12 protein-coding genes and 1 pseudogene are annotated in these 14960 nt (G+C 39.0%); 6 read left to right on the forward strand and 7 right to left on the reverse strand.

The window, feature by feature from the left end; genetic code table 11:
- The first annotated feature begins 10 nt into the window (after positions 1-10).
- From ACOQO5_RS12000 to ACOQO5_RS12015, 4 genes are all read left to right on the forward strand, one after another.
- The gene (locus tag ACOQO5_RS12000; RefSeq protein WP_420581922.1) at positions 11-1078 is read left to right on the forward strand and encodes an acyltransferase family protein; all 1068 of its coding nucleotides are present in this window, start codon (positions 11-13) and stop codon (positions 1076-1078) included.
- Between the two features lie 226 nt (positions 1079-1304).
- Positions 1305-4751 carry a PKD domain-containing protein gene (locus ACOQO5_RS12005; RefSeq protein ID WP_420581923.1) on the forward strand — a complete coding sequence of 1149 codons (3447 nt, stop codon included), beginning with the start codon at positions 1305-1307 and terminating at the stop codon, positions 4749-4751.
- 263 nt (positions 4752-5014) lie between these two features.
- Positions 5015-5503, forward strand: coding sequence for an Lrp/AsnC family transcriptional regulator (locus ACOQO5_RS12010; protein ID WP_420581924.1), 489 nt, complete (start codon positions 5015-5017; stop codon positions 5501-5503).
- A gap of 101 nt (positions 5504-5604) precedes the next feature.
- On the forward strand, positions 5605-6114 hold the full coding sequence (locus tag ACOQO5_RS12015) for a phosphoribosyltransferase family protein (RefSeq protein ID WP_420581925.1): 510 nt from the start codon (positions 5605-5607) through the stop codon (positions 6112-6114).
- Between the two features lie 237 nt (positions 6115-6351).
- Here ACOQO5_RS12015 and ACOQO5_RS12020 read toward each other — a convergent pair.
- From ACOQO5_RS12020 to ACOQO5_RS12030, 3 genes and pseudogenes are all read right to left on the reverse strand, one after another.
- Positions 6352-6615 (reverse strand): annotated as a pseudogene (locus ACOQO5_RS12020) (endonuclease domain-containing protein); the annotation flags it as partial.
- A 232-nt stretch (positions 6616-6847) separates the two neighbouring features.
- Positions 6848-9655, reverse strand: coding sequence for a M16 family metallopeptidase (locus ACOQO5_RS12025; protein ID WP_420581926.1), 2808 nt, complete (start codon positions 9653-9655; stop codon positions 6848-6850).
- Positions 9656-9748: 93 nt separating this feature from the next.
- Positions 9749-10363, reverse strand: a complete 615-nt coding sequence (locus tag ACOQO5_RS12030) for a DUF6134 family protein (protein WP_420581927.1) — start codon at positions 10361-10363, stop codon at positions 9749-9751.
- Between the two features lie 113 nt (positions 10364-10476).
- On the opposite strand from ACOQO5_RS12030, the gene ACOQO5_RS12035 reads away from it, so the two are divergent.
- Positions 10477-10881, forward strand: coding sequence for a (4Fe-4S)-binding protein (locus ACOQO5_RS12035; protein ID WP_420581928.1), 405 nt, complete (start codon positions 10477-10479; stop codon positions 10879-10881).
- Between the two features lie 22 nt (positions 10882-10903).
- Positions 10904-11950, forward strand: coding sequence for a 23S rRNA (adenine(2503)-C(2))-methyltransferase RlmN (gene rlmN, locus ACOQO5_RS12040; protein WP_420581929.1), 1047 nt, complete (start codon positions 10904-10906; stop codon positions 11948-11950).
- Here rlmN and ACOQO5_RS12045 read toward each other — a convergent pair.
- From ACOQO5_RS12045 to ACOQO5_RS12060, 4 genes are all read right to left on the reverse strand, one after another.
- Complete coding sequence (locus ACOQO5_RS12045) at positions 11947-12477, reverse strand: IMPACT family protein (RefSeq protein WP_420581930.1); 531 nt, start codon at positions 12475-12477, stop codon at positions 11947-11949. The genes rlmN and ACOQO5_RS12045 overlap by 4 nt on opposite strands.
- Positions 12478-12565: 88 nt before the next feature.
- Positions 12566-13612: a hypothetical protein gene (locus ACOQO5_RS12050; RefSeq protein WP_420581931.1), complete on the reverse strand. Its 1047-nt coding sequence runs from the start codon at positions 13610-13612 to the stop codon at positions 12566-12568.
- A 2-nt stretch (positions 13613-13614) separates the two neighbouring features.
- Positions 13615-14100 (reverse strand): hypothetical protein, encoded by a 486-nt coding sequence (locus ACOQO5_RS12055; RefSeq protein WP_420581932.1) that lies wholly within the window; start codon positions 14098-14100, stop codon positions 13615-13617.
- Positions 14101-14958 (reverse strand): hypothetical protein, encoded by an 858-nt coding sequence (locus ACOQO5_RS12060; protein ID WP_420581933.1) that lies wholly within the window; start codon positions 14956-14958, stop codon positions 14101-14103.
- Between the last annotated feature and the right edge of the window lie 2 nt (positions 14959-14960).

Here is a 14960-nt window from a genome sequence, read left to right on the forward strand (position 1 = left end):
TTCATAACCAATGAAAACAGATTTTGAAGCTACGAAATTTATAACAGGAATGAGAGGCTGGTCTGCAATGGCAGTTCTACTTATTCATTATGGTAGTTATCTGAGAGAATACGGAACCATTTTTAACAGCATTATAGATAGCGGAAAATATGGTGTACAATTCTTCTTTCTTATTTCTGGTTTCACTATTTGCATGAGTATTGACAGGAATTGGTATGGCTTCAGAACTTATATAATAAAAAGATGTTTTAGGGTACTTCCAATGTACTATTTAGTATGCATAATTTGTTTTGCTATAGGCGGAATTCCCTACTATCTGCATTTATTTAATGTAGAAAATGACATTTATTCACTTTTCCTTCACCTTACCTTACTCAATTATTTCGATGTTAGGTACGTTAATAACTTGATTGGGGTGGAATGGAGTATTCCAGTCGAATTTATATTCTATCTCATAGTTCCAGGTATTTGGTTTATACTTAAAAAAGGAAAATTTATTCACTTTTTTTTGCTCCCAATGAGCTTATGCATAACACTTTTCGGTTCAATCGTATTAGTAAAGACCGGTGTTTACTCGAACGATTTTTTTACATTCAGAAAACTTTGGTCCATTGAAAGCCATGCACTAATATTTTCACTTGGTGTATTTTGTTATTTTCATTTTGAAAAGTTGAGAAATCTTGTATCCAAGTATCAGTTTGCATTACCCATTTCCATCTTTACTACCTTTTCATATATAATTTTTATAGAATCTCATTCAAGTTTAGCTATAAACTTACTATTCACGATAGTATTTATTGCCTGTATTTCCAGACATAAGCTTTGCCGTATTATTTTTGAAAATAAGTTGATTTTTAAGACTGGAGAGATTAGTTATTCAATATATTTATTGCACTATCCCATTTTAATCTTACTAAAACCCTGGATTCAAAATAATTTTATTTTATCAATATCTGGCTTAATCCTGTGCTGGCTTACGAGCTTCGTTTCTTACATCTTAATTGAAAAACCTGCCATGGCTTATGGCAAGAATTTTGCTCATCGGATATCAATCCAAAATATTAACAAAAGAAGCTAAATGACATTAATTGATGGATTGATCCTTGATTCATACCCCATTCATGAGTCGTTATGTATTTTAATAAAATCTTATAAAAGGTCATTCATCGAAATTTTTATGGTTTGAACTAGATCAGATTTAATTTTGCCTCATGAAGTTAATTGCCCTCTTTTTTTTATCATGCATTGGTCTGACCTTTTATCCAAAGGGTCTAATAGCTCAATGTCCCACTTCAAACTTTGATTTGGATAAGAATACCGTATGCAGAAGTGAGGCGCTAATCATTACAAATAATTCAGAAAATGCGACCAACTATACCTGGAATTTGTGCTCTGGAGACATAGAAAACTTGGCCTCGGCTTCCTCAATAACTTCTGTTTCTCTGGCATCAAACGTTTTCGATATGTCAGATATTCTGAGCACAAATGAAAATACTCATGCTTTTATGGTATCATCTGCAAATAACAGAATCATAAGAGTGGATGACCTATATTCTGTGTCAGCACCAACTTATTCTAACCTGGGTAATATTGTTAGTAATGGTCGAGCCATTGATGTTATAGAGCACAATGGAATTTGGAAAGGTATAGTTGCTAGTTCTGACGGGACCATTTTTAGATTAAATTTTGGCAACAATATTACCTCAATACCAAGTGTAGAAACTCTAAGTGGACTTACGTCGATTGGAAATATCAGAGGCCTCAAAATTGTTAGAGACGGGGAAAATTTCTATGTGTTAATCGTTGGTGGCTCCACTCTTCAGGTTATCGAATTTATTGAAGATATTGAAAGTGAAACTTATGACGAGCTAGTGACTAATGTCTCTGGCGCTACTAACATCAACGATATTGATGTCTTTAAAGAATGTGAAAATTGGAAAGGAATTATCGCAACATATAATAGTGGAACTTTTCAAGTAGATTTTTCAGAAGATCTTCTTTCTGCCCCAAGCACTTCATCAATCCCATCATCCCCAAACACCGGAGGTATCAGCATACTATATGAAGCCGAAAATTACTATGCGTTTTCAACAGATGAAAACTCCTTAAATCTATTGAGACTTGATTTTGGTAATTCTCTGAGCAACGAGCCAACCTTTGTCGATCTTGGGGACTATTCAATTAATCTTTCTACTGCTTTAAAAATGCACGTCGTAAATGGTCAAGTGACTGGTTTCGTCATGGGCTTTTTAGGTAATGACTTAACTAAACTTAGTTTTGAAAAAACCTGTGTATTGAATTCTACTGTTGAAAACCCTATTGATATTACCTGGAATGAATCCGGAACTTACGAATTGACTTTGATTGCAAGGGATGACGAAGAAAATGTAAATAGTTCGAGTCAAATTATTACCATCACCTCCAACTTCGCCCCTCCCATCTCATTCACAGATAACACCAACGAATGCCTTGGTCAAGCCAACACCTTCACTCCAAGCGATATGGGACTGGCATCCTATGAATGGAGTTTCGATAATGGTACTACCATAGGTAGTACTAATATAAGTCCATCTCACACCTTTTCGCAAACCGGAGATAGCATAGTAGTTCTTACTGTCAATGATGGCGTTTGCTCAAATTTCGTGAAAGACACCATTCCCATTTACCCTGTACCTGTAGCCCCTACCTTTTCCACCCCAGACGCCCCTTATTGCACCGGAGCGGACTTAGCATTCGAAAACCTATTTGATGAATCGAATTACAATGGCGCTACGCTCACTTATGACTGGAATTATAATGGAGAGGGGTCCAGCAGCGAAAGAGATGGCTCTTTTGCATTTGATTCCGAAGGAACTAAAACAATCTCAGTGACTGCATCGATACCTGGCTGCTCCACGCCTAGTGCTGGAACTGATATCGACGTTATTGCAGGACCTGATGTAAACTTTAGCTTTGAAGATTTATGCGTGGGGAATGACACGCAATTCACTAATGGAACCACAGGCTCAGGAATCACTGGCCAAACCTGGGACTTTGGTGATGGGAGCGAGACCTCTTCTGTTTCCTCACCTTCTCATACTTATGAGGACCATGGGACTTACAATGTAACACTCACTGTGAATAACAATCAAGGATGTAGTAACGAACTCATTTTACCAGTACCTATTGATGACAAGCCAGTAGCAGCTTTCAATCAAGGGCCTGCTTGTGAAGGAATAGATATATCTTTTATAGATCAATCTAGCGTAGAAGGGTTAGCCAATATCACCGACTATGATTGGGACTTTGATGGATTAGGCACTTCCACCGACAAAAAACCTACCTTCAATTTTGAAAATCAAGGAATGTATGATGTGGAGCTCATTGTACAAACAACAGCAGGGTGTAGCGACACGATCGTCAATGCAGTCAATGTACAATTAGCACCGGAAGCGGCCTTTGATGTCAATATAGGCTGCATCAATTCAGAAACATTCTTTCTCGATCAATCTGAAGGAGACTTCAGCAACCCAATCACCCAATGGATTTGGACCATAGATGGTAGTCTAGCGTCTTATAGTTCGAGTTTTGGGGAAGTCTATAATGAACCCGGGGATCATACGGTGTCCCTCTTAGTCAGGTCGGCGAATAGTTGTCAGGCCGTGCAGAATGATAATTTCACCATAGGTGAGCTGCCCATTGCAGATTTTACTATCGAAAAGAATTGTGATAATGAGCAGACTATTTTCCAAGACGCAACCATATCTTCATCTACAACTATCAAATCATTCAGTTGGCAATTTGGCAATGAAGGGTCCGGCAATACGAATCCGGCTACTCATCAATTCTCAAATGCCGGAAGTTATTCGGTTTCACTGAACATCGTGGATGAAGTAGGATGCGAAGGTTCGGTTGAAAAAAAAGTAACAATCCACCCTTCTCCTGAGGCATTGATTGGAGCAAATACCGATATCGGTCCAGCACCTCTGACCATTGATTTTACAGATGAAACTCAAAACAGCCATGCTTCCATGTGGTTTTTTGGAGATGAAGAAGAATCTACAAGCGTTGAAAAAAGCCCCCAATTCACCTATGGCACCGAAGGAGACTACAATGCACAGTTAATTGCAACCAATGACCTTGGATGTAGCGATACAGTCTCCATGCCGATTACAGTGGCGGATCCAATTTTAGATCTGGAGTTGGTTCAAATCAGTACAGAAGAATCCGAAGATCAAACCAATATTTCATTGACGGTGAAAAATAGTGGAAATGTGATATTGCACGGGTTTGACATTCGTATTAATTTAGATAATAAATCATCTATTTTCGAAAGTTACCCAGGCTCCCTAACTCGAGGAGAGACAATTATATATCCACTGAATTTTACCTTTTCTAGTATTGCCAATAATATTGGCTACGCTTGCATAAGGCTAATAGATAGGAATGAAGAATTCGAAGATATCAATATTGTAAATAATGAAGGTTGTATTGATTTCAATCAACAATTGGTGGTAGAAGATTCCTATCCTAACCCTGTCACAAGTAGCGACGCCGAGATTCGATTGAATATGATCCTACCAGCCGATGGCCCTGTTCAATTATTCCTACTGAATGCCACTGGTTCAATCTTATATCAGGAGACTTATATGGATGCCAATGCTGGGCTCAACAGCTTTTTCATAGACATACACTCTTTTAAAAAGGGCGTGTATTTTATCAAATCAGTTTATGATCAAAAGACGTCTACTCAACGATTTATCAAACTGTGATGCCCTAGGCTGAAATAAAGTTTGACATTTAACGGACATTACGTCCAACTTTTCCCTTGAAAATCACCAAATGTCCTAGACGGTCATTTATGCTCTAAGGGTCGATTTTTCATAGGGTGGCGTGATTTCAGGCTTGTTTTCACATTATCAAACAATCACCCGTTAAACTCAAAATGAAACATTCTATTGAAATAATAAATTTTAATTATTGATATAGAATAAATACTAATCTTACTAATTTTGAACCGAAGAATATTTTGCAAATGCTAATGATTGGCAACACGAAAATTGACAAAACAGACAGGAAAATCCTGAAAATTTTACAAGCAAATGGTAAAATTACCAATGCTAAACTATCCGAAGAGATAGGTTTATCTCCAGCACCTACTTTGGAGAGGGTGAAAAAACTCGAAAATTCTGGCATCATTAAGAGCTATCATGCAGAGTTAGACTCTGCCATGCTTGGACTTGGAGTCAATACCTTTGTTCAAGTGTCATTGAAAGGTCATAACAAGCCTAATATTGAAACATTCCTGAGTAAAATTTCTGACATTGAAGAAATTATAGAATGTCATCATATTACTGGCTCTGGTGATTTTATCCTACGAATTGTAGCTAAGGATATCGCCTCTTATCAGCAACTCATGCTCGAGAAGGTCAGCGACATTGATATAGTAGATAGCTTGCAGTCTATGGTGATACTTTCTACCTTTAAAAATAGTAAGGAAGTACCTGTACCAGCAGATAACTAAACACTGTCTTTCAATGGATAGAAATCAAGGGTTTACTACTGATGTACAATTGATTTGGTAATGTTTCCATAATTATTTCAACTCTAGTTGATAAGTCCTGTATGACTAAAGAAAAAAATCTGATTTTGAATGCCATTCAGATCGATCAACGCATCGTGAGAATGGCATACGAAATTTATGAGAATAATCTCGACGAAAAGCATCTCATCTTAGCCGGTGTATCTGACAATGGATTTGTATTTGCTTCTTTGATGAGCAAAGAACTGGAAAAAATTTCACCACTCAAGACCTCGGTCGTTCGAGTAGACATCAACAAAGAAGCTCCCTTCTTAGAAGATGTTCACCTCGATAAAATGGAAGAAAAAGAGCTTACAAAAAAGTCCATAGTACTATTCGATGATGTGCTTAACTCGGGGAAAACTGCGGCATTTGCTCTGAAGGCCTTTTTGAATGCCAACATCAAAAAGATAGAAGTTGTGGTAATGGTCAACCGAAGCCATAAATCATTTCCTATTTATCCCAAATACAAAGGGTATGAATTAGCAACTACCATCAACGAACATGTGGAGGTAATTCTTAAAGGAAAAGAGAAGGGAGTGTATCTGTTTTAATGCTTGCTGGTCACAAGACCAACAAAGGCTTAAATGGCTATTTTCACTACCACATTTTTCACTTATCAATCTCCCCAACCCTCTTCTCCAAGAGGGAGTTTTTGCACACCTTTTGTGGGGTCAGTTTGATTGGGCAACAGCTATCCAAGCAACAAATGCCCCACAGGTAAAGCAAGTAATTTCCCCCTTTTTGAAAAGGGGGCAAGGGGGATTAGTTACATGAACTCAAACACTGATCTAACTATCACCTTGTCTGATTATTTCTTCTGGCAATGCTGCTTCTAAGGTTCTAATCACATTGTTTAAATCAGTCATTACCTCATACTCTCCAATGCGCAATGTCTTATAACCAAGAGCTTTTAATCGAGTATCTCTTATTCGATCTTCTTCAACTCTATCTTCATGATATCGACCATCAAGTTCGATAACCAACTTCCATTTCCTACAAATAAAATCTACAATGTAATGGTCAATAGGAAATTGCCTATTGAATTGAAGGCCACAAACTTTCTCGCTCTCAGAACTTCAGACCATAGTTTGATTTCTCCCGGAGTGCTGTCATTCCGTAATTTTCGAGCAAAAGATTTCAATTTTCTATTGTAGATAGGTGGGTTCATAAAATCAATATAGCTACAATTCGTCAATCTCCCGAACCCTCTTCTCCAAGAGGGAGTTTCTCCCCCTTTTTTGAAAAGGGGGCTAGGGGGATTAGTAGTACTCTATGCGCTATATTCTACTTTTCAGGATATAACACGACTTGAATGTATGCTTCCGTATTCAAATACTTTTTCGCTACGTTCTGAATGTCTTTGGTAGTCAAATCTTCGATGCGCTGATCTATCCACCCTACTTCGTTGTAATCGAACTCATTTACATGGTACGTTTTAAGAACATTCATCCAGTAGCCATTGGTTTTCCAATGGAGTTCCTGGTCTCTACGTTGAGCTTCCTTAATCTTATTCAAATTTTCTTCAGAAACCCCTTGCTCCTGAATTTCGCGGATGGCTTCCAGTGTTGCAGTGACCAAATCATCTACATTATCAGGCCCACAAGGGAAGCTGATATTGAATTCAAAATTTTCATAGGGTGATTTACTTCCATACCCCGATGCTCCTACTCCGTACACTCCTCCTTTCTCCTCACGAAGAATTTCAACAAGTCTAATATCCAAAATTTCGGATAAGCACCTCAAAAAATAAGACTCTTCACGTGAATATTTCATCTCACCTGTAAAGACCATGTTTACCGAGCTTTTGGGTTCTGAACCCTTAAAAACCTTTTCGCTGACCATGCCACTAGGAGGTCGAACACCTCTGTCCACCCAATTCTCCTCGATGGCACCTGGGATTCCTCCCAAATACTTTTCAATCAAAGGAATTAATATTTCTTCTTCAATGTTGCCGACAAACCAAAAGGAAAAGTCTCCTGGGCTAGAAAATCTTTCTTTGTAAAAATCAAGCGCTTGGTCTAAGTTAACCTTTTGTAAGTCTTCAGCTGTAGGAATACCGCCACCTCTCATGTTTTGTTGAGATAGAATTTTAGCCATTTGATCCTGATAAAAATAATTTGGGTCGGACATCACATTTGATAGAAAAGCCAAATTACGTCGCATCAATGACTGAAACGCTGCTTCATCACGCCTTACTTCAGTGAAATACAAATAGGTCAACTGCAATAACGTTTCTAAATCTTTTGGAGAAGCATTACCTCTAAAGCCTTGCTCCAGGTCACTCATATATGGTTGCAACCCAACCGATTTACCCGCGAGTACTTTCTGCAAATCAGTATATGAATAATCCCCGATACCACTTAAACCTACAATATTCGTGGCGAAAGAAGCAGACCAATAAGCGCTATCTTCAGCCAATGAAATTCCGCCCGAGCGGTGAGCCATAAATTGAATTTCGTCATTTTTGTAATCTGTAGCTTTGACAAACACTTGAGCGCCATTCGAAAGTGTAATGGCTGTAACTCCTAGTCCATCAATCATAGACTTTTCCACCACATTCCCAGAAACGGGTTCATTTTGAATCAACTGGTCACTTAATACTAAATTTTCCAGAGGATCTGGATTACTTTCATCAGAGGCTTTTACCCAAGTCAATAAGTCATCTGTGGTTGGTAGCAATACATCATCTTTTTCAGGAGCAGTCAGATAAATTACTCGGTTATCTTCTCTTATTTGCTCTCCTATAATTGCATTCACTTCAGCCAATGTAATTCCGTCTAAGTACTTTTTGGTAAATGCGAATTCATATTCAATGCCTGGTACGGGTTCTTTTTCTAAGAAGTGATTCACCAATTCATCCACTAATCCTGCAGATTCTGTTTTGTCCCTTTCGTTATAAGCTCTTTCATAAGCTTCCATGAGGTTCAGCTTCTGTGTTCTTAACTCTGAAGCAGTGAATCCGTGAAGTTCTACTCTTCTTATTTCATTCATAAGGGTTCGTACACCGCCTTCTATTTCATCTGGCTTAGGCACAGCAAAACAAGAAAAGGCATTTTTACTTCTTGTAATAAAAGACCCAATAGAAGTAGAAGCATATAGGTAAGGTGGATTTGCCTCTTGCATTAAGTCCTGAAGACGCTGATTAACCATAGAAGTGAACAAATTTTGAATAAGTCCCATACGATAATCATTTCCTGTGACAAACTCATTCACGTCAGATTTGTACATCAGATTGAATATAATGTTGGTCGCTTCTTTGTCTGAGGCCACAGCCACCAACGGCTCGGCATTATCAGGTACAGAAACCTCCTCTCGTGGACGCTCATTTTTCGGATTTTTAAAGCCTGAAAACTGCTTTTTGATCTTAGATTCCATTAGATCCACATCGATATCCCCAACTGCTATGACAGCCATTAGATTTGGTCTATACCAATCTTTGTAAAATCTTTTGATTGTTTCAGGATCAAAAGTTTCCAATGTCTCTTTTGTACCAATAGGTAGGCGTTCGGCATATTTAGACCCTTTGAAAATGATAGGCAAATACTCCTGAACCATACGCATTTGCGCACCCTGTCCTAATCTCCACTCTTCAATAACTACACCTCGCTCCTTTTCTATTTCCTCAGTTTCAAACAACAAATTCCCTCCCCAATCCTGCAGAATAGTTAAACCTTTATCAATAATTTCTTCATCATCGGATGGGATCGGCAATATGTATACTGTTTCATTGAATGATGTATAAGCATTTAAATGAGCACCAAATTTCACACCTACGGATTGTAAGTAATCTACCAGCTCATTTTTGGCAAAATGATCTGAGCCATTGAATGCCATATGCTCTGTAAAATGAGCTAATCCTCTCTGATCATCATCTTCCAAAACAGATCCTGCGTTTACCACAAGCCGAAGTTCTACTCTATCTTCTGGTTTCTCATTTTTCTTAATAAAATACTTAAGTCCATTTTTTAACTCACCAGTTCTTAAGGAGGCATCAAAGGGCATTTTTTCCTCTAAGGAAAGTTCCTGACCAAGGGTTGGAAATACATGGATTACAATTAGTAGAGAAAGAAAATATTTGAATAGATGATTCATAAAGTGGAATTTATTTTTAATAAAAATAATAGGATATTGTCTGATATCGTAGAAAAGTGTGACTGAAGGTTTAAACGCACCACGAATCGCTTTTTATTGTTTCAATTGGAAATAAAACGAAGCATATGTTCGGTTTAATTTCACATAAGTGCAAAGCCCATTTTCGTAAGTGTGTGTATTTCTACCATCCTCAGAATAAAGCGTAAACATGTGATCTTCATCCTTTTTAATGATTAAATCTTCAGCGAACTGCTGCGAAAAGGTTGTTTCCTTGTCTCCAGGTTCCGAAAAATAAAGTTCAGGCACAGAGTATGTAATTGGGTCCGAGGTTCTCATCTCTTCATAGCCATTCACTTCAACTACATATTCGTTTCCCTCTTTCCACACTTTAGATTTCGTTCTAGAGTTACCATTCAATTTGCTCTCCGCTTCACCACTCACCAAAACCCCTCCTACATACAATTCCTCCAAGACATAATTTACCTTGAAGGTCAAAAGCATTCTGATCTTAGTCTCACTTTCTATGTAGTAAAAAATAGAATCTCCTTTGACCACCTTTTCGGCAATCATAAAACCGACTTTCTTGTCTCCCTTAATCACATCATATTCAAGACGCTGAGAAAAAGCTGATTGTTTGGCACAGCCAAGTAGAGAAAGAAATACAATTAAAAAAAGTGGGTAAAACCACGAAGATTTAGCTTGCATCATTTGAGATAATAATAGGCTTTGTTGTCAAGATCAAATTGAGACGGAAGTTAAATCAGAATTGCTAAACAGGAATCTAAATTCATTAAATTTATAAGAACTAAACATGCAAAATCATGGCGATCAAACATTACACCAAAGATAACGTCACCGTAAAGTGGCAATCCGACATTTGTATTCATTCAGAGAAGTGTTTTCATGGATTATCAGAAGTATTTAACCCCAAACAACGACCATGGGTAAACATGGATGGTGCCTCATCTGAAGAAATCATAGCACAAGTAAATAAATGCCCTTCGGGAGCATTGTCTATTTTAGGAGAAAGCCAGGATAGCGAACAAGAAATCATCATCGAGACCATGTCAAATGGACCTCTTATGGTTTACGGCAACATGAAAGTGAAACACGATGGCAAAGAAATCACTAAAACCAATAAAGTGACTGCATTTTGTCGTTGTGGGGCATCCGAAAACAAGCCTTATTGCGACGGCGCTCATAAAAAAATTGATTTCATAGGCTGAGTTTTAGCGGTATCTTTGCGCCATGAATGAGGCAGCTACACTAATGGATTTAAGAAAATCTTCTAAGGAAGATATCTCTGAATATTTGATAGGAATAGGAGAAAAACCCTTTCGAGCAAAACAAATTCATGAATGGATTTGGAAAAAATCTGCCACTTCCATTGATGATATGACCAACTTATCTCTGGCTACCAGAGAAAAACTTAAAACTCATTTTACTATACGCCCTGCCAAGGTTGACAAAGAGCAAAAGAGCAATGATGGTACTATTAAATCAGCACTCAAGTTGCATGACAATCACCTGGTTGAGAGTGTGCTGATACCACAGGATGAAAGAATGACAGCATGCGTCTCTTCGCAAGTTGGCTGTTCTCTGAGTTGTAAATTTTGCGCCACCGGCTATATGGACAGAGAGCGAAATTTGGATGCTGCAGAGATTTATGATCAGGTAGTTGTAGTCTCTAAACAAGCTGAAGCAAACTTTGACAAACCCTTATCGAATATTGTCTATATGGGTATGGGAGAACCTCTTCTCAACTATAAAAACGTATTGGATTCCATAGATCGAATCACGGCCCCGGACGGTCTAAACATGTCTCCCAAGCGGATTACAGTGTCGACAGCAGGCATCGCCAAAATGATCAAAAAATTGGCAGACGATCAGGTCAAATTCAATCTGGCCCTTTCGCTGCACGCAGCTAATGATGAGAAGCGGAACAAAATCATGCCCATCAATGAGTCTAATACCTTAGAAGCATTGAGAGAAGCACTCAACTATTTTTATCAAAAAACAGGCAATAAAATCACGTTTGAATACATCCTATTCTACGACTTCAATGATTCTCTTCAGGATGCGAAAGAACTGTATGAATTCTGGAAACGAGTACCGGCAAGAATCAACATCATTGAGTACAACCCAATTGCCGAAGCTAATTACAAAAATGCAGATGCTGACACCTTAGACAATTTTACTAAGTTCCTGACCAATAAGGGTGTAAATGTTCATGTACGAAGAAGTAGGGGCAAAGACATTGATGCAGCCTGTGGACAATTGGCAAACAAGAATTAGAGTTTTTTAGCGATCACTTGAATTAAACTCAGTTTATCTCTTAGAGCGTCAAACATTTCTGGCTCGATCCGACCATACAATGTACAAATCTCAAGGTATTCTTGGTTTTTGATTTCAACTCCAAAGTCATTCACAATTCTCATCGCATCACTCGTTTTTTCATATCCATATTCAACTTTGAAATCTTGCTTAATTTCTACTATTTCGATTTTAGCCTTTTGCAAGGCCTCCTCGGCTGCCGTTTTATAAGCATGAATTAGTCCGCTCACTCCGAGCTTAGTACCTCCAAAGTATCGAACTACCACTACCAACGTATTGGTGAGGTCGAATGAACGGATTTGACCTAATATGGGATCACCCGCGGAGTGATTTGGCTCTCCATCATCATTGGCTCTAATGAGCTGATGCTGGCCATCTTCAATGATATGTGCATAGCACCAATGTCTGGCATCATAATAGGTTTTCTTTAGGGATTCCAACTTCTCCTTTACGTCCTCTAAGGAGTTGACCTGATACGCAAAGCCCAAAAATTTACTGCCCTTTTCTTTATAAAGACCTTCTTAAAATCGGCGATTCAAAATGTACATAAATTTCAACTCACCAAATGTACATTTTTTAAGGAGTGTAATCTATAACAATCCACCCTCTATTAAAACTAGTTGAATTGAAATCTGTATGATCAAATTGACCGCCTGTAGTTCTACTTAATTGCACTGTTGTTGTTGATATACTGAATACTGCTCCTTGGATATCACCAGCTGCATTACCTGAGTCTATTTGGAAGTAGTTAGCATCATTATCAGCTCGAATAATAGCCGTCACACGTCTGATCTTAGAAAGGGTCAAGCCATGAGATACAGACAATGTAGCAGTTGTATCCATATTCCAATCACCAATATTCACCACTTTAGTTAATAGTGGGGTTTTGTTATCAACAGTATCTAACTGACCTTTATTAACAGCATCACTACTGGATGATCCATTCGCTAAACCTGTAACCTTGTTGCTGCCCATTGCCAAATTACCAGTCATACTATCTCCTGATTTAGCAACTCTTGCGGAGTCTCCAGAGTCCATTTGTCCTTTATTAACAGCGTCACCACTGGATGATCCATTTGCTAAACCTGTAACCTTGTTGCTACCCATTGCCAAATTGCCAGTCATACTATCACCTGACTTGTTTACTTTACCAGATACAGCAGAACTTACAAAGTTTGAGATATCGAGTTTATTGAATAGAGACGCAGATAAGTCAATAGTCTCATCATGATTCTTGATACCTGAACCTGATGCGCCAGCCTCAAAAACGATCACTCTAGTCTGCTCTACTTCGTAGTCTGAACCATTCTCAAAGGTGGTATTAATCGAGGTTAAACCAAGGTTAAATACACCAATTTGACCGCCTGGAGCGGTGAAAGATGAGGCCGACACCTTGAATACTTCATCGTTGTGGAATACATAGCCCTCTGTGATTTCAAAATCTTGACTATTCACGGTAATCTCGCAGCCGCTCAGTACGTAGATGTCACTTGAATCGTAATTGTTAATTAGTGACTTAATAGCAGCCTCTAACCCATTCAAAATTCCTCTTTGAAGTGTTGCCAGGTTTTCCCAGCTTCCTTCCATGCCTTGTGATGCGTTGTCAAATATTAGCTTATCCATGATTAGTATGTTACGATGTCAAGTGTTAGTCCTATTCTCTTGTATTTATTGATTAATGCCCTCATTTGATCCTGATCAAATACCAGGGCTGACGGCACGTGCACTGTGAAGTTTACCAGATTGAAATCATACGATCCTCTGGAGGGTAAATGTCTGTTTCGTACGCTAGTCCGATTGTACATTCCTAAGTTTTTGAGGTTGCCACGATCAAACATAAAGTTAGGGGCGTGGGCTTGCTGATGGTTGGTAATATAGATGCCTCCACCATAGGTGTCGTTTAGTAATTTTTCTACCTGTATTTTGTATCCAGGCGAATAGCTCAGCTCCGTTCTTTTCAGATTGGTGTAGGCGATCAAGGTAGAGTAGGTCTGCTCTACTCCAGCCAGTATCGATTTCAGCCAGGCAATACGATCAGGCGTACGTCTATCCACCTCAAGCAAATCCCTGATGAGTTTTTCAAAGTCAATTTGGTAATTAGTCAGAGCCATTTATACTGCGATGAAATTCAAGGTGGAACTCAAAGGCGTGGCGGGGTCTATATCCATATAGCCTGCCGCAGGAGTGTACGACCTGGCTACAGACTGGAATGTACCCACGCTGGTACGTGCCTCGATATTGATTCGCTCAAAATCAACCACGTCAGCCACAGATTGTATCGCATCCTCTATCTTACTCAGGTACAGTATGCCTCCAAAGTCGAAGGTTTTCAATGTCCGTAAATACTCCTCAATGGCAGCCTCCACTAACGGTCTAACCACTGACTCACTTTTGATGGCGTTGAAGTAAACATTATACTCAGCCTTGAGTAGATCAGCATCTCGGCTCTCCGGTGTGCCGTGATTACCGAGAATGTAGGTGTCAAGATATGCCAGTATAGACGTGATCTGTGCACTACTAAAAGGAACGGCATTCCCACTGCTATCCTCTCCAGCTACTTTGGCTGTATAAGTGCCATTGCCCTGGATGATTGCCACACGCTTGATGATTTGCTTGTCCTCGTCGATCACCGCATAATAAGGCAGGCCAGTATCAGGATCAATCTCTAGTGTGTCACCTTCCTGGTACTCACGCAGTATCTTGTCTAGCCATGCAGCACTGATGGCCTGACGCTGTGCTGAAAACTCGTCCAGCTCGTCTATACGCTCGTTAAGCGACAGGTCTACGATATATGAGACTGAGGCGAATACATTCTGCCATAGCTTGAAATCTGCTTTTACAGACACCGCATTCAACCCGTCCAGCTCCGCATCATTATCCTTGGCATCTTGGATCACTTCCAGAATGGTGGATATCTCTGCCTTTGCCGACTCCAGATCGCTTAGTACTTGCTCAAATGTTACTCCCATAA

This window comes from Reichenbachiella sp., from assembly GCF_965223055.1.
Classification (GTDB): domain Bacteria; phylum Bacteroidota; class Bacteroidia; order Cytophagales; family Cyclobacteriaceae; genus Reichenbachiella.